Genomic DNA, 18262 nt, shown 5'->3' on the forward strand with positions numbered 1-18262 from the left:
GGACGGCCAGTGGCCGCGGTGTCACCCGGCGGGTGACGTCGTCGTAGTGTCGGGCGCGTGACTGCAGCTGGGACCGAACTGACCCTGCGGCACCCGATCGAACGATTCACGCTGGACAACGGTCTGCGGGTGGTCCTCGCCCCCGACCGCAGCGTGCCCGTGGTGGCGGTGAGCGTCTACTACGACGTCGGGATGCGCAACGAACCCGAGGGGCGGACCGGCTTCGCCCACCTCTTCGAGCACATGATGTTCCAGGGGTCGGCCAACGTCGCGAAGATGGAGCACGCCCGGCTGGTGCAGGCCGCGGGCGGCACCTTCAACGGCTCGACCCACCAGGACTACACGAACTACTTCCAGGCGCTGCCCGCCGAGGCGCTGGAGCGCGCGCTGTTCCTCGAGGCCGACCGGATGGCCGCCCCGGCGATCACCGAGGAGAACCTCCGCAACCAGATCGACGTGGTGAAGGAGGAGATCCGGGTCAACGTGCTGAACCGGCCCTACGGCGCCTTTCCCTGGCTGCAGCTGCCGCAGGTCGCCTTCGAGACCTTCGCCAACACCCACGACGGGTACGGCTCCTTCGTCGACCTGGAGTCCTCCACGGTCGACGACGCCACCGACTTCTTCTCCCGCTACTACGCGCCCGGCAACGCCGTGCTGTGCATCGGCGGGGACCTCGACGTCGCCGAGACCGAGCAGCTGGTGCGCCGCTGGTTCGGGCCGGTCCCGGCCCGCGACGTCCCGCCGCTGCCGTACACCGGGGAGCCGTCGCCCGCCACGGTGCGCTCGGCGGTCGTCGAGGACGCCCTGGCCCCGGCGCCCGCGCTGGCCATCGGCTGGCGGGTCCCCGACCCGGTCGGTGACTTCGACACCTACCTGGGCAGCGTGCTGCTGGCCGAGCTGCTCAGCGAGGGCGACGCCTCCCGGCTCGAGCGCCGGCTGGTGCACGACGACCGGATCGCCATCGCGCAGAGCAGCTACGTGGGCCTGTTCGGCGACCCCTTCGACGTCCGCGACGCGACGCTGCTGACCACCCAGGTGCACCACCCGGCCGCGGTGCCGGCCGACCGGGTGATGGCCGCGGTGCACGAGGAGATCGGCCGCGTCGCCGAGGACGGCGTCGACGCCGCCGAGCTGCGCCGGGTGCAGGCCCGCGTCGAGGCCCAGCTGCTCCAGCAGGCCGACTCCGTGCTCGGCCGCACGCTCGCCTTCGCCGCCGCCGAGCTGGTCCACGGGCGCGCCGAGCTCGCCGGCGAGCTGGCCGCGCGCCTCGCCGCCGTGACGCCCGAGGCGGTCCAGGTGGCAGCGCGCGGGCTCGACCCGGGCACCGCCGCGGTGCTGGAGCTGCGACCGGCGGGGGGCGCCCGATGACCACGATCCAGGAGAGCCCGTTGATCCCGCCGCTGGGCGAGCCCCGGCCGCACCCGACGCCGGTCGCGGAGGAGACCACGCTGGCCAACGGGCTGCGCGTGGTCGTCGTGCCCCGGCCCGGCGTCCCGCTGGTGGAGCTGCGGCTGCGGGTGCCGTTCGCCGCGCCCAGCGCCCGCAACGCCGGCGTGCACGCCGCGCGGGGCGCGGTCCTGTCCGGTGCGGTGCTGCTCGGCACTGCGCGGCACGACCAGACCGCCATCGCCCAGCTGCTGCAGACCCACGGCGCCGAGCTGTCGGTGAGCACCGACGCCGACCGGCTGCTGTTCGGCACCACGCTGCTGCCCGGTGGGCTCGGCCCGGTGCTGGAGCTGGTCGCCGAGCTGCTGACCGGCGCGAGCTACCCGGCCGGCCAGGTCGACGGCGAACGCGACCGGCTGGCCGAGCGGATCGCGATCGCGCGCACCCAGCCGGGCACGATCGCCCGCACGGCGCTGGCCGCCCGGCGGTACGGCACCCATCCGTACGCCATCCAGCTGCCCGACGCCGGGCTGGTCTCCGCCGTCCGCGCGCCGGCGCTGCGCCGGCTGCACCGCGAGCGCGTGCTGCCGGCCGGCAGCATCCTCGTGCTCGTCGGCGACCTCGACCCGCGGGCCGCGGTCGACACCGTGGCCGCCGCCCTCGAGAGGTGGGACGGCACGGGCAAGGCGGTGGAGGCCCCGCCGGTCGCCGAGCAGCGCGCCGACGGCATCGAGCTGGTCGACCGGCCGGGCGCGGTGCAGTCGAACCTCCGCCTGGGCGGGCCGGCGCCCAGCCGCACCGACCCCGACCTGCCCGCGGCCCGGCTGGCCGCGATGGTCTACGGCGGCTACTTCTCCTCCCGGCTGGTCGAGAACATCCGCGAGCGCCGCGGCTACAGCTACAGCCCCCGAAGCGGCATCGAGCACCAGCGGGCGTCGTCGTCGTTCCTGGTCGAGGCCGACGTCGCCACGGAGGTCACCGGTCCGGCGCTGCTGGAGACCCTCTACGAGCTGGGGCGCATGGCGCTGACGCCGGTGACCGAGGCGGAGCTCGACGCCGCCCGGCGGTACATCCTGGGCAGCATGGCGCTGTCGACGTCCACCCACGCGGGCCTGGCCAGCACCCTCTCGGCCCTGCTGGGCACCGGCCTGCCGGCCGACTGGCTGACCACCCACCAACGCGACCTCACCGCCGTCACGGCCGACGAGGTGCAGGCCGCGGCCGCGCGCTACCTGGCGCCCGAGGCGCTGACCGCCGTCGTCGTCGGCGACGCCGGCCGGGTGGCCGCCGAGCTCGGCGTCCTGGCGCCGGTTACCGTCAACCGGAGCGGCGAGCAGGCATGACCTCCGGTTCCCGCGCCGGCGACGACAGCCGCCCGGTCCTCTCCCGAAGCGGGCACGACCGGGCGCACCTGGCCCGGCTGCTGCCCGACCCGACGGGTGGCCGTCCGGTGCGGGTCCTGACCGTCGACGCCCAGCGCGCGGTACCGGTGCAGGAAGGCCCGTGGGGTCCGGTCCTGGTCTGGGACGAGCGCCCCGGGCTGCCCCCGGGCGCGGTCTACCTCGGCGAGGACGGCGGCGTGCCCTACGCCGCCGTCCGCGGTGAGCGGTCGCTGACGGTGAACGGCCGCCCGGTCGACCGGTGGGCCGGCCTGCGCGACCTCGGCACCGCGCTCGGCGACCTGGACGCCGGCCTCCTCGTCGAGGCCATCGGCATCCTGGAGTGGCACGAGCGGCACCGCTTCAGCCCGCTCACCGGTGCCGCCACGACCGTGGAGCGGGCCGGCTGGACGCAGCGCGACCCGACCACCGGCGTCGAGTTCTTCCCGCGCGTCGACCCGGCCGTGATCATGCTGGTGCACGACGGGGCCGACCGCGTGGTGCTCGGCCGGCAGGCGGCCTGGCCGCCCGGGCGGTTCTCCATCCTGGCCGGCTTCGTCGAGCCGGGGGAGTCGGCCGAGGCGGCGGTCGCGCGCGAGGTGGAGGAGGAGGTGGGCCTGCGGGTCACCGACGTCCGCTACGTCGCCAGCCAGCCGTGGCCGTTCCCGCAGTCGCTGATGCTGGGCTTCGTGGCCCGGGTCCACGGCGACCAGGAGATCCGCGTCGATCCCACCGAGATCGAGGAGGCGCGCTGGTTCACCCGGGAGGAGCTCCGGACGCCGGAGGGGCAGCTCGCGGTGCCGCCGTCGATCTCGATCGCCCGCCACATCCTCGACCGGTGGATCAAGGACGAGTTTCCCCCCACCCCTCGCTGAGAGGGCCCGACTGCCCCCCACCACTCGCAGGCTCGCGGCGGGACCGTGCAGGCCGGCCGCTAAGCCCAGCGGCCGCCGAGCACCAGCGCCGGGCGGTCGGCGTGATCGGCCAGCACGACGGCGTCGGCGAGCGCCGCGGGGTCCACCTCGTCGTCGTAGCGGTCGTAGGCCGGTAACGCCCACGCCTCGTCGGGCGGGGTGCGCCGCCGCCGCGCGGCGGGGGCCACCCGGAGGTGCACCACGACGTCCAAGGCCAGGCCGGCGCCCTGCAGGAGCGCGCCGGCGACCAGCAGCACGGCACCGGCCGGCACCGGCCGTCGCGGGGCCCGAGCGGCGCGGTCCCGCTCCAGGTCCCAGAGCACCGGCAGGTACTCGCCCGACCCGCCGGGCCCGACCGGGGCGAGGACCTCGCGGTTGAGCGCGCCCACGTCGAGCCAGTCGGTGTAGCGGGCATCCGGATCCGTCCGGCCGTGCTCCAGCCGCAGCGAGGCGGGCCGGTAGAAGCCTGTGGCGGGCACGACGACGGCCCCGCGGCCCAGCGCCGGCAGGCGATCGGCGACCGCGGCGGCGAGCGCCTCGGGCGCGGCGAGCTCGGGTCCGTCCACGGCCACCCGCAGCGCGGTGGCGCCCGGCTCGGCGGGCACGTCCGCCAGCAGCGCGGCGAGGCGGTCGGCGAGGGCGTCGGGGGAGAGCGGCTCCGGCTGGGTCAGGGCCGACCGTCCGCGGTGGCGACGGCACCGGTGGGCACCGGGACCGGACGCGGGGCGGGCGCGGGCGCCGCGGTGACCGGGGCGGAGGCGGCGGGGGCATCGGGCGCCAGGCCGTCGAGCACCTCGCGGGCGAGCTCGACGACGGGCCGGCCCTGCGTGCGCGCGTCGCGGCGCAGCCCCTCGAACGCCGTCCGGAGGCTGGTGCCGTGCCGTTCGGCGAGGACGCCGATGGCGCGCTCGGTGGACACCCGGGAAGCCAGCGCGTGTTCCAGCTGGGCGACGGTGCGCTCCAGGGCGGCGATCCGCGCGTCCACCGGGCCCGTCCCAGCGGGCGCGCCGGCCGGGCCGCGCGCCGAACGCCGGGCGGTGCGGTCGGGCTCGGGCAGGGCGCCCAGCTCGTCGGCCACGAGGTCGGCCAGGGTCATGCCCTCGACGAGACCGTCGACCGGGTCACCGGCGACCGCCCCGGCGGACAGCGGGACGACGACCCAGCCGCGGGTGACCCGGGTCAGGGCTATCCGGGGCCGGTCGTCGTCCAGCGGGCCCCCGGCGCCGCCCGCACGGAGGGGTGCCGCACCGGGGCGCACGGGCCCGTCGAGTTCGTCGGAGTGCCGGGGGCCGGGGACCACGGAGCTCACGCCTCCGGAAGCCGTGCGAGCTGGGCCTTGACCGCGTCGATGCTGGGGTTGGTCAGCGCGCTGCCGTCGGGAAAGACCAGCGTGGGAACCGTGCGGTTGCCCCCGTTGGCCTGCATGACCAGATCCGCGGCCTGCGGATCGGTCTCGATGTCGACCTCGGCGAACTCGATGCCCTCGCGCTGCATCAGCTTCTTGAGGCGCACGCAGTACCCGCACCACGTGGTGGTGTACATGGTGACGGCGGTGCCGGGGGTCGTGGTCATCGCGGGGAGTCTCCCTGTTCGTGCCTGGCGGGTCCAGCCCCGGGACGGGGTGGCGCGTGCGTGGGTGTCAACGAGTGGCTCCTGGGGATGCTTCCCGCCGCCGTCGACGCCGGCTGGGAGGATCGTGGCCGGGGGCCGACGGCTCCTGCGGGACGGGTGGGCGAGGAACGCGGAGGGACGCCGGCGATGGCGCATGCGGACGCGGAGGCCGTGCTCGACGGCCTCGACGACGAGCAGCGCACGGCGGCGCAGGCGGTGTCCGGGCCGGTCTGCATCCTGGCCGGTGCCGGTACGGGGAAGACCCGCACCATCACCCACCGCATCGCCTACGGCGTGCACACCGGCACCTACGTCCCCGAGCAGGTGCTGGCGGTGACCTTCACCGCCCGGGCGGCCGGTGAGCTGCGCGCCCGACTGGCCGCGCTCGCGGTGGGTGGGGTCCAGGCCCGCACCTTCCACGCCGCCGCGATGCGGCAGCTGCGCTACTTCGCCCCCCGGGTGCTCGGCGGCCCGATGCCCGGGCTCATCGAGAACAAGCTGCGGGTGGTCGCCTCGGCCGCCACGCGCAACCGGCTCACCACCGACCGGGCCAGCCTCCGCGACCTCGCCAGCGAGATCGAGTGGGCGAAGACCACCCTCGCCACGCCCGAGGACTACCCGGCCCGCGCGAAGGCGGCCGGCCGCGAGGCGCCGTTCGAGCCCGCCGCCGTCGCCGCCGTCTACGCCAGCTACGAGCAGGCCAAGCAGCGCGACGGGGCGCTGGACTTCGAGGACCTGCTGCTGGTCACCGCCTACGCCCTCGAGGAGCACCCGGACGTCGCCCGGCAGGTGCGTGCGCAGTACCGGCACTTCGTCGTCGACGAGTACCAGGACGTCAACCCGTTGCAGCAGCGGCTGCTCGACGCCTGGCTGGGCGGCCGGGCCGAGATCTGCGTGGTGGGCGACCCCAACCAGACCATCTACTCCTTCACCGGCGCCGACCCCGACTACCTGCTGGGGTTCGCCGACCGCTACGGCGACGCCGCCGTGGTGAAGCTCGAGCGGGACTACCGCTCCACCCCGCAGGTCGTGGGCCTGGCCAACCGGCTGATCGGTCAGGCGCCGCCGCGCAAGGGCCTGCCGGGGCTCCGCCTGCTGGGGCAGCGGCCCCAGGGCCCCGAGCCGGCGTTCGTCGAGCACCCCGACGAGCCGGCCGAGGCCGCCGCGGTCGCCGCACGGTGCAAGTCCCTGATCGGCGACGGGACGCCCGCCGCCGAGATCGCCGTGCTGTTCCGGATCAACGCGCAGTCGCAGGTGTACGAGTCGGCGCTGGCCGACGCCGGGGTGCCCTACGTGCTCAAGGGTGGCGAGCGCTTCTTCGAGCGGCCCGAGGTCCGCGAGGCGGTGCTGCTGCTCCGCGGGGCCGCGGCAGGGGGGAACGAGCCGGGCATGCTGGTGCCCGCCGTCCGTGACGTGCTGGCCTCCACGGGCTGGGTGGAGCACCGGCCGCCGGCTGGGGGAGCGGCGCGGGACCGTTGGCAGTCCCTCGCCGCGCTGGTCGACCTCGCCGTCGACCTGGTCGCCGAGAACCCGTCGCTGGACCTCGCCGGCTTCGTCACCCACCTCGCCGAGCGGGCCGACGCCCAGCACGCACCCACCGTCCAGGGCGTCACCCTCGCGTCGATGCACGCGGCCAAGGGGCTGGAGTGGGACGCCGTCTTCGTCGTCGGCCTGGTCGACGGCGTGCTGCCGATCGCGCAGTCGCTGAGCCGGCCGGTCGCCGTCGAGGAGGAGCGGCGGCTGCTGTACGTCGCCGTCACCCGTGCCCGCGAGCAGCTCACCCTGTCCTGGTCGCTGGCCCGCAACCCCGGCGGCCGGCGCTCGCGGCCGCGCAGCCGGTTCCTCGACGGCCTCGCGCCGGATTCCGGCCCCACCGCGCCGCCGGCCCGCCGCGCGGCCAAGCGCCCCAAGGTGGTCCTGGAGGGCGAGGCCGGCGAGCTGTTCGAGCGGTTGCGCGCGTGGCGCAGCCAGGCCGCCCAGTCGGCGTCGGTGCCGGCCTACGTGGTCTTCACCGACGCCACGCTGCAGGCCATCGCCGAGACCCGCCCCGCCAGCCTGCGGGAGCTCTCCGGGCTGCCCGGCATCGGGGCCCGGAAGCTGGAGCTCTACGGCGAGGACGTGCTCGCCGCCGTCACCGGCTGATCCGGTGAGGATGCCGTCGCCGAGGGCGACGGCAGGCGGTTCCGACACCGGCGGGAACTCCGTTCGGAGACACCACGATCAATTCGATTGACCCCGGTTCCGGCGGGGTCCTAGTGTCCCGTCGCACACGAGCTGCACCCCGTTGCGCGCCCGGCCGACCGGCCGGGGCGCGGGCCCAGGAAGGAGGGGGAGCTTCGATGACCAGCATGGCCTGGGCCGCCGCCTCCGACCTCCTCGTGCGGGGTGGCGCCGACGTGCGCGAGGGTGGCCTGAGCACGACCGGTGCCACCCTCCTCATCCAGGGCACCGGTCCGTCCGTCGCCGCCGGCACCCGCGGGAACGTGGCCACCGGCCTGATCGGGTCGACCGCCGGCACGGGCCCGTCCCGCGTCGCCCCGGTCGCCATCCGGCGCCCCGCGTCGCAGCACGTCGTCGAGCGCTTTCTCGCACCCACGTACCTGCCCCAGAACGACGCCACCACCCCCGGGCTCCGAGTCCCCGGGAGACCGCTGAGCTAGCCGCTCACCGGTCCTCCTCGAGGCCGCGGAACCCGAACCCCGGGATCCGCGGCCTTCTTCTTTCCTCCGCGGCTCCCGGCCCCGACGTCGGTCGGCGGACCCCCGCCGGCCGTGCCCGACGAGTACGAGGAGGAGCGGCAGTGCAGCAGACGATCGACCCCCCGACGTCCCACCGCCGGCCCGGGCTCCCCTGGACCGACGGCGCCACGCCGACCGGTTCCCGCCCACCCCACCGGCGGCGGCCACGCCCACCGCTGCCACCCGCGCCGGTCCGGCGTCCGCTGCCCTGCCGGGTGGAGGACCCCGAGCTGTGGTTCGCCGAGGCACCGGCCCAGCTGGAGCTCGCCAAGAGCTTCTGCGGGGACTGCCCGGTCCGGGAGTCCTGCCTGGCCGGCGCGCTGTCGCGCGCCGAGCCGTGGGGCGTCTGGGGCGGCGAGATCTTCGAGCGGGGGGCTGTCATCGCCCGGAAGCGGCCCCGCGGCCGCCCCCGCAAGGTGGTCGCCGCATGAGCCCCGCGGCGTCCGTCAGCAGCACCACGACATCCAGCATCCCGGCGGCCAGACCGCCGACTCCGTCGAAGGAAGCAGCCGTGTACATGCTCGAACACGAGATGGCCCGCAGCCGCATGCACGAGCTCCGGGCCGAGGCGATGGCCGCCAGCCGCGCCCGTCGTCTCTACCTGGCGCGCCGGGCCGCCCGTCGCGCCGAGCGTGCGGTCCGCCGGGCCGCCCGCGCCAGCGCCGCCGTGCACTGAGCACATCGCGGTCCTCCCGACCGCCCCGCGGCCCGGGCCCGCCAAGGTGCCCGGGCCGCGCCGTCACTCCGCGAAGCCGGGGAGCCACTCCTCCAGGATGGCCCGCCAGTCGGCCGCTGCGTCCAGCTGGCAGAGCACGCCGATGGAACCCATCGAGACCCGGTGGATGAGCAGGTAGGCCGGTGGCAGGTTCAGCTGCCGGCCCAGGCGGTTGGCCTCGGTCCGCGGGTCCCCGATCCGCATCGCCTGCTCCTGCATCCAGGCGCGGGTGAAGCGGAAGTGATGGCCGGTGACCGGCTCCAGCAGGGGGCGCAGGTAGTCGAGCACCGCCTCGGGATCGACGTCCACCCCCGGCCGCACGAACCCCTCCGTGCGCAGGTCGGCGAGCACCTCCGCCGCGCGACCGGCCAGCGCCCAGTTCAGCAGCCGCCCGATCGGCTCGGGATGCCCGTCGGGCAGCCGGGCGACCGCGCCGAAGTCGATGACGCCCAGCCGGCCGTCGGGCAGGATCCGGAAGTTGCCCGGGTGCGGATCGGCGTGCAGCAACCCGGCGCGCTGCGGCGCGGAGAAGTGCAGCGTGGCCAGCAGCCGACCGGCGCGGTCGCGCTCCTCCCGGCTCCCTGCGGCGATGATCCGCGACAGGGGGTTGCCCTCGATCCACTCGGAGACGACGACCTTGGGGGCGCTGGCCACCACCCGGGGGACGGCGATCTCCGGGTCGCCGGCGTAGGCGGCGGCGAACGCCCGCTGGGCGTCGGCCTCGAGCCCGTAGTCGAGCTCCTCGACCACGCGGGCCTTGAGCTCGGCGATGAGCGGCTTGACGTCCAGGCCGGGGAAGACCGCCGCGAACAGGCGGGCGAACCGGGCCAGCTGGTTGAGGTCGCTCATCAGCGCCGTCGCCGCGCCCGGGTACTGGATCTTGACCGCGACGTCGCGGCCGTCCCGCCACGTGGCCCGGTGCACCTGCCCGATGCTGGCCGCCGCGGCCGGCGCGTCGTCGAACTCGGCGAAGCGCTGCCGCCACGTGCCGCCCAGCTGCTGGGCCAGCACCCCGTGCACGGTCCGCACCGGCATCGGCGGCGCCGCCTCCTGCAGCTTGGTGAGGGCCTCCCGATAGGGCGCCGCCATCTCCTCGGGCACGGCCGCCTCGAACACCGAGAGCGTCTGGCCGAGCTTCATGGCGCCGCCCTTGAGCTGCCCCAGCACGGCGAAGAGCTGCTCGGCGGTGCGCTGCTGCAGCTCGGCGTTCACCGTGTCGGCGGACTGGCCCGACAAGCGTCTGCCGAAACCCAGCGTGGCTCGGCCGGCGGCGCCCAGGGGCAGGGACGCCAGGCGCGCGGTCCGCGCGACCGACCCCCGTGGCATCACCGGTCGCTCGTCACTCACGCATCCTCCTCGCCGGCGCCAGGTCGTGGCGGCGCCGTGTCGTGCCCGGTGAGCCCGTGAGCTCGCTCAGCGGCCATTGTCGCCTGTTCCACCGGGGTCCTGCCGGGGAGAGGGCCGAACGTCGTGCCCGGAGGGGGAGCCGTCGGCAGCGGCAGCGCCGCAGGCGCAGGCCGGGTGGGGCGGCCATCGCCGCAGGCGGGGGAGCAGATCGGGTGGCCGCAGCTCGAGGGTGGCGCCGAGCGTCACCGGCGCACCGGAGTCGTCGAGGAAGGCCAGTACCTGACCGGCGGCCAGGAGCGCGGTCAGCAGGCAGGTGAGGGTGGCGCCGCTCGGGGGTGGCTCCGTGGCGGTCAGCTGGGCGGCGAGGCGGGGCCAGCGCGCGTCGGCGTCCCGGCGGTGGAGGTCGGCGCAGCGCAGGCAGCTGGTGGAGCCCGGCACGACCAGCGGTCCGACGACGCCCGTCTCGCCCCGCACGGTGGCGACCAGGTGAGGCCCGTCGACGACGGCGACCAGCGGGTCGGAGGCGGCCCACGGCCGGGTGAGGACGGTCAGGTCGGGCAGCAGTCCGGCGGGCAGAGGCCCGAGGTCGGTCAGCGGGCTGGCCCGGCGGATCGCGTCGGCGGCTGCGACCGACCGGGGCCGGCCCTCGTCGGCGGCGGTCAGCCCGCCCACCACCGCGTCGGCCGCCCTGACCACGCCGGGGTCCCGGACGACGACCCGGCCGATGCCGCTAGCGGCCAGGATCGCCGCGAGCGGGGTGCCGGCGCGGGTCGCACCCTCGACCACCACGGTGGCCAGCCGCCGGGCCCGCCACGCCGAGGAGCGGGGGGCAGCGGCCGCCGACGGCAGCTCCACCGCTGCGCGCGCGGCCGCCGCGGGGCCCGCACCCATCGCGATCAGGTCGGCCGCGTCCAGGTCGGTCAGCAGGCCGCCGGCACGCAGGGCGTCCAGCACCGCGTCCACGAGGCCGGGGTCCAGGCCGTCGCGCACGGCGTCGGCCCGGACGGCCCGCTGCGAGCGACGCCCGTCGAGGCCGCGCAGCAACGGCGCCATTCCCGCGGCCGGCTCCAGGAGCAGCCCGTCGGTGGAGTCGACGCCGCCCACCTGCACGCTCGCGCCGTCGCCGAGGAGCAGGGGTGTCGCCGGGGGCAGGAGGGGATGGGCGTTGTCGCTCACCCCGGCAGGGTCGCAGCCGGGCGGCGCTCGCGGGTCCGTCGTCCACAGGACGACGAACGGCGGCGCCCCCGAGGGGACGCCGCCGTGGTGACGTGCCGGTGGTCCTAGGCCTTGCCGAGGATCCGGTTCATCTTGGTGCCGCACACGGGGCAGGTGCCCTGCGCCATGCGGCGGCCCGACTCGCTGACCTTGACCTCGCCGTCGAAGTCGCGCTTCTCCTTGCACTTCACGCAGTAGCCGTTGTAGCTCTCCGCCACGGGATCTCCTCGTCTCCGGGGCGCCTCGGCTCGCACGCCGGGCGCCGTTGCGCGAGAACGCTACCCGCGCGGGCGTCCCGTGACGCCGTCGGCGGGCGCCGGGAGGCGCGGAGCGGCGGCCGGCCACCCACAGCTGTGGACAACCCTGTGGACCCCATGGGGACGACCAGGCGTGTCGCTGTGCGGAACCGGGGGACGGGTCGGGGACGCCGCACCCGATGTGGTTGCCCGCACGGCTGCGAGCTGGGCGGATGCTCTCGTCCGGGTGTGGACGGCGCACCGCTCGCGGGCCTCGTCACCGGGTGGAGCGGCCGCCATGTCCACCGTCCGTGCGACCTGCACCCGAGCGGGTGCCTCCGGGCAGGCGCCACGTCGGGACGGTGTCCTACCGTCTCCCTCGTGCCCGGAACGACTCGCGATGCGACCGCCCTTCCCGAGCCGGCGGACGACGGCGTCGTGGAGGTCCGCCGGAGCACGCGCCGCCGCCGCACGGTCACCGCCTACCGGGAGATGGGCCGCACCGTGGTGCTCATCCCGGCGGCCTTCAGCCCGGCCGAGGAGCAGCGCTGGGTCGCCCAGATGGTCGCCAAGCTGCGCACCCGGGAGGAGCGGCGGAAGCGGTCCCTCGGCGGCGACACCGAACTGCTGGCGCGGGCCCGTGCGCTCTCGGCCGCGCACCTCGACGGGCTCGCCGAACCGGCCAGCGTCCGGTGGGTGGAGAACCAGCACCGTCGCTGGGGGTCCTGCACGCCGGCCGACCGCACCATCCGGCTGTCCAGCCGGCTGCGGTCGATGCCCGAGTACGTCGTCGACTACGTGCTGGTGCACGAGTTGGTGCACCTGCTCGAGCCCGGCCACGACGAGCGCTTCTGGGCGCTGGTCGCCCGGTACCCGCGGGCCGAGCGGGCCCGCGGGTTCCTCGAGGGCGTCGAGCTGGCCAGCACCGCCGGTGCGGCCGGCGAGGGCCCGGCGCCCGACCTCGTGGACTAGCCGCGCCGGTCCTCGCCGGGACCGTCGCCGGGTTCGTCGGAGGGCTCGTCGTCGGTCGACGGCTCCTCGGTCGCCGGGCGGTCGGCGTCGTCGGCGGTCAGCGCGGCGAGCTCGTCGTCGAGCCCCTGGCGGGCGACGAAGTCCAGCGGCTCGTCGAGGTCCTCCGACGTCGGCAGCAGGTCCGGGTGCGACCACAGCCGGTCCCGGTCGGCGCTGCCGTGCTGCTGACCCATCGCACCCCAGACGGTGGCGGCGTCGCGCAGCCGGCGAGGCCGCAGCTGCAGCCCCACGAGGGTGGCGAAGGTCTGCTCGGCGGGCCCGCCGGAGGCCCGGCGGCGGCGCATCGTCTCGGCGAGGGCGGCGTGCCCGGGCAGCCGGTCGGCCGCGGCCGCCGCCACGACGGCGTCCACCCAGCCCTCGACGAGGGCCAGCAGGGTCTCCAGGCGGCGCAGCGCCATCTGCTGCTCGGGGGTCTCCTCGGGCTCGAGGACGCCGCTGCCGAGCAGGCGCTGGATGCTCTCGGGGTCGCTGGGGTCCAGCCCGGCGCCCATGCCGCCGGACATCGCCTCGTTGATGCCCCGCTCGATCGCCTCGCGGTCGATGGTGATGCCGCGGGCGTAGGCGTGCACGGCGTCCTGGAGCTGCTGGCGCAGCCAGGGGACGTGCGCGAACAGCCGCTGCGAGGCGGCCTCGCGCAGCGCCACGAACAGCCGCACCTCGTCGGCGGGGCGGTCGAGCCCCTCGGCGAACGAGGCGAGGTTCTGCGGCACGAGCACCCCGGTGCCGGCGGGGGCCAGCGGAAGGCCCACGTCGGTGCTGGTCAGCACCTCCTCGGCCAGCCTGCCCAGCGCCTGCCCCACCTGGGCGCCGAACATCATCCCGCCCATGCGGCCCATGATCCCGGCGATCGGCCCGAAGGACATGGCCGCCTCCTCGGGGAGGGCGCTGGTCATGGCCGCAACCACGCGCTCGGCGAGCGGGTCGATCAGCGCGCCCCACGCCGGCTGCGTCTGCTCCACCCACTCGACCCGGGACCACGCCGCGGTCCGCTCGATGCCGGAGGGCAGCTCGGTCACCTGGTCCAGCCACAGGTCGGCGAGCCGGAGGGCCTCGGCGGTCGCCGAGCGCTCCTGCTCCGACGACGGCTGGTGCCCGGCCGCGAGCTGGCTGATGGCGCCCTGGCGGGCGAGGTCCCAGTTGACCGGCCCGCCCGACCAGTTCATGAGCTTCTGCAGCTCGGCGAACAGCGGCATCTTGCCGAGCACGTCCTCGGGCGAGCCCCCGCCGGTCATGCCGCCGAAGAGGGCGCCGAGACCGAACGGGTCGCCGCCCTGGTCGCCGCGGCCGGGGTCGCGGCGCTCGGGGTCACGGTCGGGAGGGCCGAAGCCGAACGGCACGTCGCTCATGCGTCCACGGTAGACGCGCGATCTTCGGCCGGGGGCATGCGTTCGCTCGGAGTGGACGGCTCCCTGCAGGGGCCGCCGTGCGCGTGCGAGCGGTGGGGGGCGGGGGGCCTTCACCTAGGCTCGCCCCTCGTGACCCGTCGGAGCGCCGTCCTCAGCGTCGGCGCCGTGCTGCTGCTGCTGTTCGGCCTCCTGGGCACGAGCGTGCCGGTGCCCTACGTCGCGCAGGTGCCCGGCCCGACCTTCGACACCCTGGGCGAGATCGACGGTGAGCCGATCATCGCGGTCGAGGGCAGGGAGCGCAACGAGGTCGAGGGTGCCCTGAACCTGACCACCGTGGGTGTCAGCCGCGGCGGGCTCAGCCTCGTCCAGGCCGTGCGGGGGTGGTTCGACGACGAGGTCAGCGTCGTCCCCGAGGAGTCGGTGTACCCGCCCGACCGCAGCGAGGAGGAGACGCGGCAGGTCAACCGCCAGGCGTTCCTCACCTCGGAGCAGGCGGCCGAGAGCCTGGCGCTCGGCGAGCTCGGCTACCCGCAGAAGGTGGTCGTGCGCGAGGTGCCGGAGGGGTCGCAGTCGGAGGGGCGGCTCGAGGAGGGCGACGCGCTGGAGTCGGTCGACGGGCAGCCCGTTCCGAACACCGACGTGCTGGCCGACGTCCTGACCGGCATCCCGGCCGGCACCTCGGTCCCGGTCACCTACACCCGGCTCGGCGAGCCGGGCACGACCGAGGTGACCACCGGGGCCGCGGAGGGCCGGGAGGGATCACTGCTCGGGATCTCCGTGCTCGACCAGCCCGCGGCGCCGTTCGACGTGGACATCCAGGTCGCCGACGTGGGCGGGCCCTCGGCCGGCCTGATGCTCACCCTCGGGATCCTCGATCTCGTGGGGGAGGAGGACCTCACCGGCGGCGCCGTCATCGCCGGCACCGGCACGATCGACCTCGAGGGCGACGTCGGGCCGATCGGCGGCATCGCGCTGAAGATGGTGGCGGCGCGCGACATCGGCGCCGAGGTCTTCCTGGTCCCCGAGGGCAACTGCGCCGAGGCCGTGGCGGCGCCCGACACCGGCGTCCCGACGGCCAGGGTCGCGACCCTGGACGACGCCCTGGAGGCCCTCGCCGACGTGCGCGCCGGCCGGACCCCGGAGAGCTGCTGATCCCACCCGGACCCCTCTGACCGGCGTTACGGTGCCGCCGGGAACCCCGCGCCGTCCGGTGCGTTGTCCTTGAGGCCGGGCCTCGCCCCGGCGCCGCACCACCCGACCTCCCGGTCGGTCGTCCCGTGGTCTGCGAGGCCACGCCTGCAAATCGAAGGAGCCCGCTCGTGGCCATGCGGCCCCCCGTGCCGGTACCGACCATGTCGCGGCGCGCGAAGCTGGTCATCGGCGCCATCGCCGTGCTGCTGGTGCTGTTCACCGTCGTCGGGACGCTCACCAACGTCTACGTCGACTACTTGTGGTTCGACTCCACCGGGTTCACCGAGGTCTTCTGGACCGAGCTGCAGACCCGTGCCCTGCTCTTCGCCGTCGCCGGCGTGGCCACCGGCGGCCTGACCGCGCTGGCCATGTACCTGGCCTACCGGTTCCGGCCGACGTTCCGGCCCATGTCGCTGGAGCAGCAGAACCTCGAGCGCTACCGCCAGTCGCTGGAGCCGCGCCGCGGCCTGGTGCTGACCGGCATCGCGGTCGTGCTCGGCCTGTTCGCCGGGTTCACCGCGCAGAGCAGCTGGGAGACCTGGCTGTCGTTCCGCAACAGCACCGACTTCCGCCGGACCGACCCGCAGTTCGGCATCGATCTGTCGTTCTTCGTCTTCGACTACCCCTTCTACCGGCTGCTGCTCGGCTTCGGGTTCGCGATCGTCATCCTCGCGCTGATCGGCTCGCTCCTGACGCACTACGTGTTCGGCGGGCTGCGGCTGCAGACCCCTGGCCAGAAGCTGACCGCCGCCGCGCGGGTGCAGCTGTCGGTGCTGCTGGGCGTCTTCCTGGCACTCAAGGCCGTCGCCTACTGGCTGGACCGGTACGGGCTGGTCTACTCCAACCGCGGCGACGTGTTCACCGGTGCCAGCTACACCGACGTCAACGCGCTGCTGACCCCCAAGACGATCCTGGTCTTCGTCGCTGCCGTGTGCGCGCTGGCGTTCTTCGCCAACATCGTCGTCCGCAACTTCCTGCTGCCGGCGGCGGCCCTGGTGCTGCTGCTGGTCTCCAGCCTGGTCATCGGCGTCGCCTACCCGGCGATCGTGCAGCAGTTCGTCGTCGGTCCCAGCGCGAACGAGAAGGAGGCGCCCTACATCGAGCGGGCGATCGCGGCGACGCGGGACGCCTACGACCTCGCCGACATCGACTACGTGAACTACGCGCAGGACACCACGGGCGACGAGGTCGACCCCGAGGCCGCGCTGGCCGACCTGCGGCAGGACTCCGAGACGATCCCGAACGCCCGCTTGCTGGACCCGAACGTCCTCTCGGACACGTTCACCGCTCGGCAGCAGATCCGCAACGTGTACGGCTTCCCCGAGAAGCTGGACATCGACCGGTACACGATCGACGGCGAGACCCGCGACTACGTGGTGGCGGTCCGGGAGCTCAACAGCGCCGGTCTGTCGGAGAACCAGGACACCTGGATCAACCGGCACACCGTCTACACCCACGGCAACGGGTTCGTGGCGGCGCCGGCGAACGAGGTCGTCGCCGGCCAGGAGGGCGGCGAGCCGCGGTTCACCACCCGCGACCTGCCCACCCGCGGAACCATCGACGTCGACCAGAGCCGGATCTACTACGGCGAGCTGATCCAGGACCGGACCGGGCAGGACGTCTACTCCGTGGTCGGGGCGCCGGAGGGCGCCGCGCCGCGTGAGTTCGACCTGCCCGAGGGCGGCTCCGACGAGCGGCAGGTCAACAACACCTACGACGGCGAGGGCGGCGTCGCGATCGGCAGCTTCTTCCGGCAGCTGACCTACGCGATCCACTACCGGGAGCGGAACTTCCTGCTCTCCAGCGCGGTCAACGAGGAGTCCAAGGTCCTCTACGTCCGCAACCCGAGGGACCGCGTGGAGAAGGTGGCGCCGTTCCTCGAGATCGACGGCGACCCGTACCCGGCGGTCATCGACGGCGAGATCACGTGGATCCTCGACGGCTACACCACGTCGAACGCATACCCCTACGCCGAGCAGACCCAGCTGGGCGAGGTCGCAGCCGACGCGCTGACCGGGACGGGCACGACGGCGCTGCCGAACGAGACCGTCAACTACATCCGCAACTCGGTGAAGGCCACCGTCGACGCCTACGACGGCACGGTGACGCTGTACGCCTGGGACGAGGAGGACCCGGTTCTCCAGACCTTCATGAAGGCGTTCCCCGGCGTCGTGCAGCCGCAGAGCGCGATGTCCGACGAGCTGGTCAGCCACGTCCGCTACCCCGAGGACCTGTTCAAGGTGCAGCGGGACATCCTGACCCGCTACCACGTGGACGAGCCGATCACGTTCTACGAGGGCAGCGACCGGTGGCAGGTGCCGGACGACCCGACGCAGAACACCGACCAGCCCCAGCCGGCGTACTACATCCTCGCCGAGCGGCCTGGTGAGGAGGGCGCCTCGTTCCAGCTGACGAGCGCGCTGAACGCCTTCAACCGGCAGAACCTCTCGGCCTTCGTGTCGGCGTCCAGCGATGCGGACACCTACGGGCAGCTGCAGGTGCTCACGCTCCCGGGGAACACACCGTTCCGCGGCCCGCAGCAGGTGCAGCAGTCGTTCAACACCAACGACGAGGTCGCCCGCGACCTGAACCTGTTCCGGAGCGCGGACTCCACGCCGGTGTTCGGCAACCTGCTCACCCTGCCGATCGGTGACGGTGGCCTGCTCTACGTCGAGCCGCTCTACGTCGAGGGCACCGGCGAGAACTCGTTCCCGCTGCTGCGGAAGGTGCTGGTCAACTACGGCGACCGGGTGGGTTACGCCGACACGCTCGCCGAGGCGCTCGACCAGGTCTTCGGGCCGGGTGCTGGCGAGTCGGCCGTCGACAACGACGACACCGGTGCCGACGGCGACGCGTCCGCGGACCTGCCGGAGACGGCGGATCCGGAGATTCCGGCACCGACGGCCCCCCCTGCAGACGGCGGCGGGGACTCCTCCGAGGCGCTCGGGCTCGAGCAGGCGGTCGCCGACATGAACGCGGCGCTGGCGGCGCTCGCGGACGCGCAGCGGGCGGGCGACTTCGCCGCCCAGGGGCAGGCGCTGGCCGACCTGCAGGAGGCCGTGACGGCCTACCAGCAGGCTCAGCAGGCGGCCGCCGGGGGCGACTGACCGGAGTTCCGCGGGCGGGCGGGGCCGACCCCGGCGTCCACCCGC

The 18262-nt window shown here is 74.9% G+C and carries 17 protein-coding genes; 10 read left to right on the top strand and 7 right to left on the bottom strand.

Features of this window, described 5'->3' with window-relative positions:
- Positions 1 to 57 precede the first annotated feature (57 nt).
- The 3 genes from ACI791_RS08935 to nudC are packed head-to-tail and all read left to right on the top strand — an operon-like array spanning position 58 to position 3640.
- Positions 58 to 1368 (top strand): M16 family metallopeptidase, encoded by a 1311-nt coding sequence (locus ACI791_RS08935; protein ID WP_456585735.1) that lies wholly within the window; start codon positions 58 to 60, stop codon positions 1366 to 1368.
- The gene (locus ACI791_RS08940) at positions 1365 to 2729 is read left to right on the top strand and encodes a M16 family metallopeptidase (RefSeq protein WP_456585736.1); all 1365 of its coding nucleotides are present in this window, start codon (positions 1365 to 1367) and stop codon (positions 2727 to 2729) included. Before ACI791_RS08935 ends, ACI791_RS08940 begins: the two co-directional genes overlap by 4 nt.
- The gene (gene nudC, locus ACI791_RS08945; RefSeq protein WP_456585737.1) at positions 2726 to 3640 is read left to right on the top strand and encodes an NAD(+) diphosphatase; all 915 of its coding nucleotides are present in this window, start codon (positions 2726 to 2728) and stop codon (positions 3638 to 3640) included. The genes ACI791_RS08940 and nudC overlap by 4 nt, the downstream gene beginning before the upstream one ends.
- Positions 3641 to 3699: 59 nt before the next feature.
- On the opposite strand, the gene ACI791_RS08950 is transcribed toward nudC, so the two are convergent.
- The 3 genes from ACI791_RS08950 to ACI791_RS08960 all read right to left on the bottom strand — a co-directional run bounded on the left by ACI791_RS08950 (position 3700) and on the right by ACI791_RS08960 (position 5251).
- Positions 3700 to 4284 (bottom strand): uridine kinase, encoded by a 585-nt coding sequence (locus ACI791_RS08950; protein ID WP_456585738.1) that lies wholly within the window; start codon positions 4282 to 4284, stop codon positions 3700 to 3702.
- A gap of 62 nt (positions 4285 to 4346) precedes the next feature.
- On the bottom strand, positions 4347 to 4988 hold the full coding sequence (locus ACI791_RS08955) for an ANTAR domain-containing protein (protein WP_456585739.1): 642 nt from the start codon (positions 4986 to 4988) through the stop codon (positions 4347 to 4349).
- Positions 4985 to 5251 carry a mycoredoxin gene (locus ACI791_RS08960; protein ID WP_456585740.1) on the bottom strand — a complete coding sequence of 89 codons (267 nt, stop codon included), beginning with the start codon at positions 5249 to 5251 and terminating at the stop codon, positions 4985 to 4987. Before ACI791_RS08960 ends, ACI791_RS08955 begins: the two co-directional genes overlap by 4 nt.
- Positions 5252 to 5437: 186 nt before the next feature.
- Here ACI791_RS08960 and ACI791_RS08965 point away from each other — a divergent pair, with 186 nt between their 5' ends.
- From ACI791_RS08965 to ACI791_RS08980, 4 genes are all read left to right on the top strand, one after another.
- Positions 5438 to 7432 carry an ATP-dependent helicase gene (locus ACI791_RS08965; RefSeq protein WP_456585741.1) on the top strand — a complete coding sequence of 665 codons (1995 nt, stop codon included), beginning with the start codon at positions 5438 to 5440 and terminating at the stop codon, positions 7430 to 7432.
- A gap of 197 nt (positions 7433 to 7629) precedes the next feature.
- Positions 7630 to 7950 (top strand): hypothetical protein, encoded by a 321-nt coding sequence (locus tag ACI791_RS08970; protein ID WP_456585742.1) that lies wholly within the window; start codon positions 7630 to 7632, stop codon positions 7948 to 7950.
- A gap of 293 nt (positions 7951 to 8243) precedes the next feature.
- A complete protein-coding gene (locus tag ACI791_RS08975) occupies positions 8244 to 8459 on the top strand; it encodes a WhiB family transcriptional regulator (RefSeq protein ID WP_456585743.1) in 216 nt (71 codons plus the stop codon).
- 80 nt (positions 8460 to 8539) lie between these two features.
- Positions 8540 to 8704, top strand: coding sequence for a hypothetical protein (locus ACI791_RS08980; protein ID WP_347057809.1), 165 nt, complete (start codon positions 8540 to 8542; stop codon positions 8702 to 8704).
- Positions 8705 to 8767: 63 nt separating this feature from the next.
- Here the strand turns inward: ACI791_RS08980 and ACI791_RS08985 are convergent, their stop codons facing one another.
- The 3 genes from ACI791_RS08985 to ACI791_RS08995 form a co-directional block, all read right to left on the bottom strand.
- Positions 8768 to 10090 (bottom strand): ABC1 kinase family protein, encoded by a 1323-nt coding sequence (locus tag ACI791_RS08985; protein ID WP_456585744.1) that lies wholly within the window; start codon positions 10088 to 10090, stop codon positions 8768 to 8770.
- A 66-nt stretch (positions 10091 to 10156) separates the two neighbouring features.
- The gene (locus ACI791_RS08990) at positions 10157 to 11266 is read right to left on the bottom strand and encodes a ThiF family adenylyltransferase (protein ID WP_456585745.1); all 1110 of its coding nucleotides are present in this window, start codon (positions 11264 to 11266) and stop codon (positions 10157 to 10159) included.
- 104 nt (positions 11267 to 11370) lie between these two features.
- Positions 11371 to 11523 (bottom strand): DUF5679 domain-containing protein, encoded by a 153-nt coding sequence (locus ACI791_RS08995; RefSeq protein ID WP_012950213.1) that lies wholly within the window; start codon positions 11521 to 11523, stop codon positions 11371 to 11373.
- Positions 11524 to 11922: 399 nt separating this feature from the next.
- Between ACI791_RS08995 and ACI791_RS09000 the strand changes: the two genes are divergently transcribed.
- Entirely contained in the window at positions 11923 to 12513 is a 591-nt protein-coding gene (locus ACI791_RS09000) for a M48 metallopeptidase family protein (protein WP_456585746.1), read from the top strand.
- On the opposite strand, the gene ACI791_RS09005 is transcribed toward ACI791_RS09000, so the two are convergent.
- Positions 12510 to 13919, bottom strand: a complete 1410-nt coding sequence (locus tag ACI791_RS09005; RefSeq protein WP_456585747.1) for a zinc-dependent metalloprotease — start codon at positions 13917 to 13919, stop codon at positions 12510 to 12512. The two genes, ACI791_RS09000 and ACI791_RS09005, sit on opposite strands and share 4 nt — an antisense overlap.
- A gap of 129 nt (positions 13920 to 14048) precedes the next feature.
- On the opposite strand from ACI791_RS09005, the gene ACI791_RS09010 reads away from it, so the two are divergent.
- Positions 14049 to 15071 (top strand): YlbL family protein, encoded by a 1023-nt coding sequence (locus ACI791_RS09010; protein ID WP_456585748.1) that lies wholly within the window; start codon positions 14049 to 14051, stop codon positions 15069 to 15071.
- 173 nt (positions 15072 to 15244) lie between these two features.
- Positions 15245 to 18217 carry a UPF0182 family membrane protein gene (locus ACI791_RS09015; RefSeq protein WP_456585947.1) on the top strand — a complete coding sequence of 991 codons (2973 nt, stop codon included), beginning with the start codon at positions 15245 to 15247 and terminating at the stop codon, positions 18215 to 18217.
- Positions 18218 to 18262: the final 45 nt, after the last annotated feature.

The sequence above is a fragment of the Blastococcus sp. SYSU DS0973 genome (assembly GCF_054051055.1).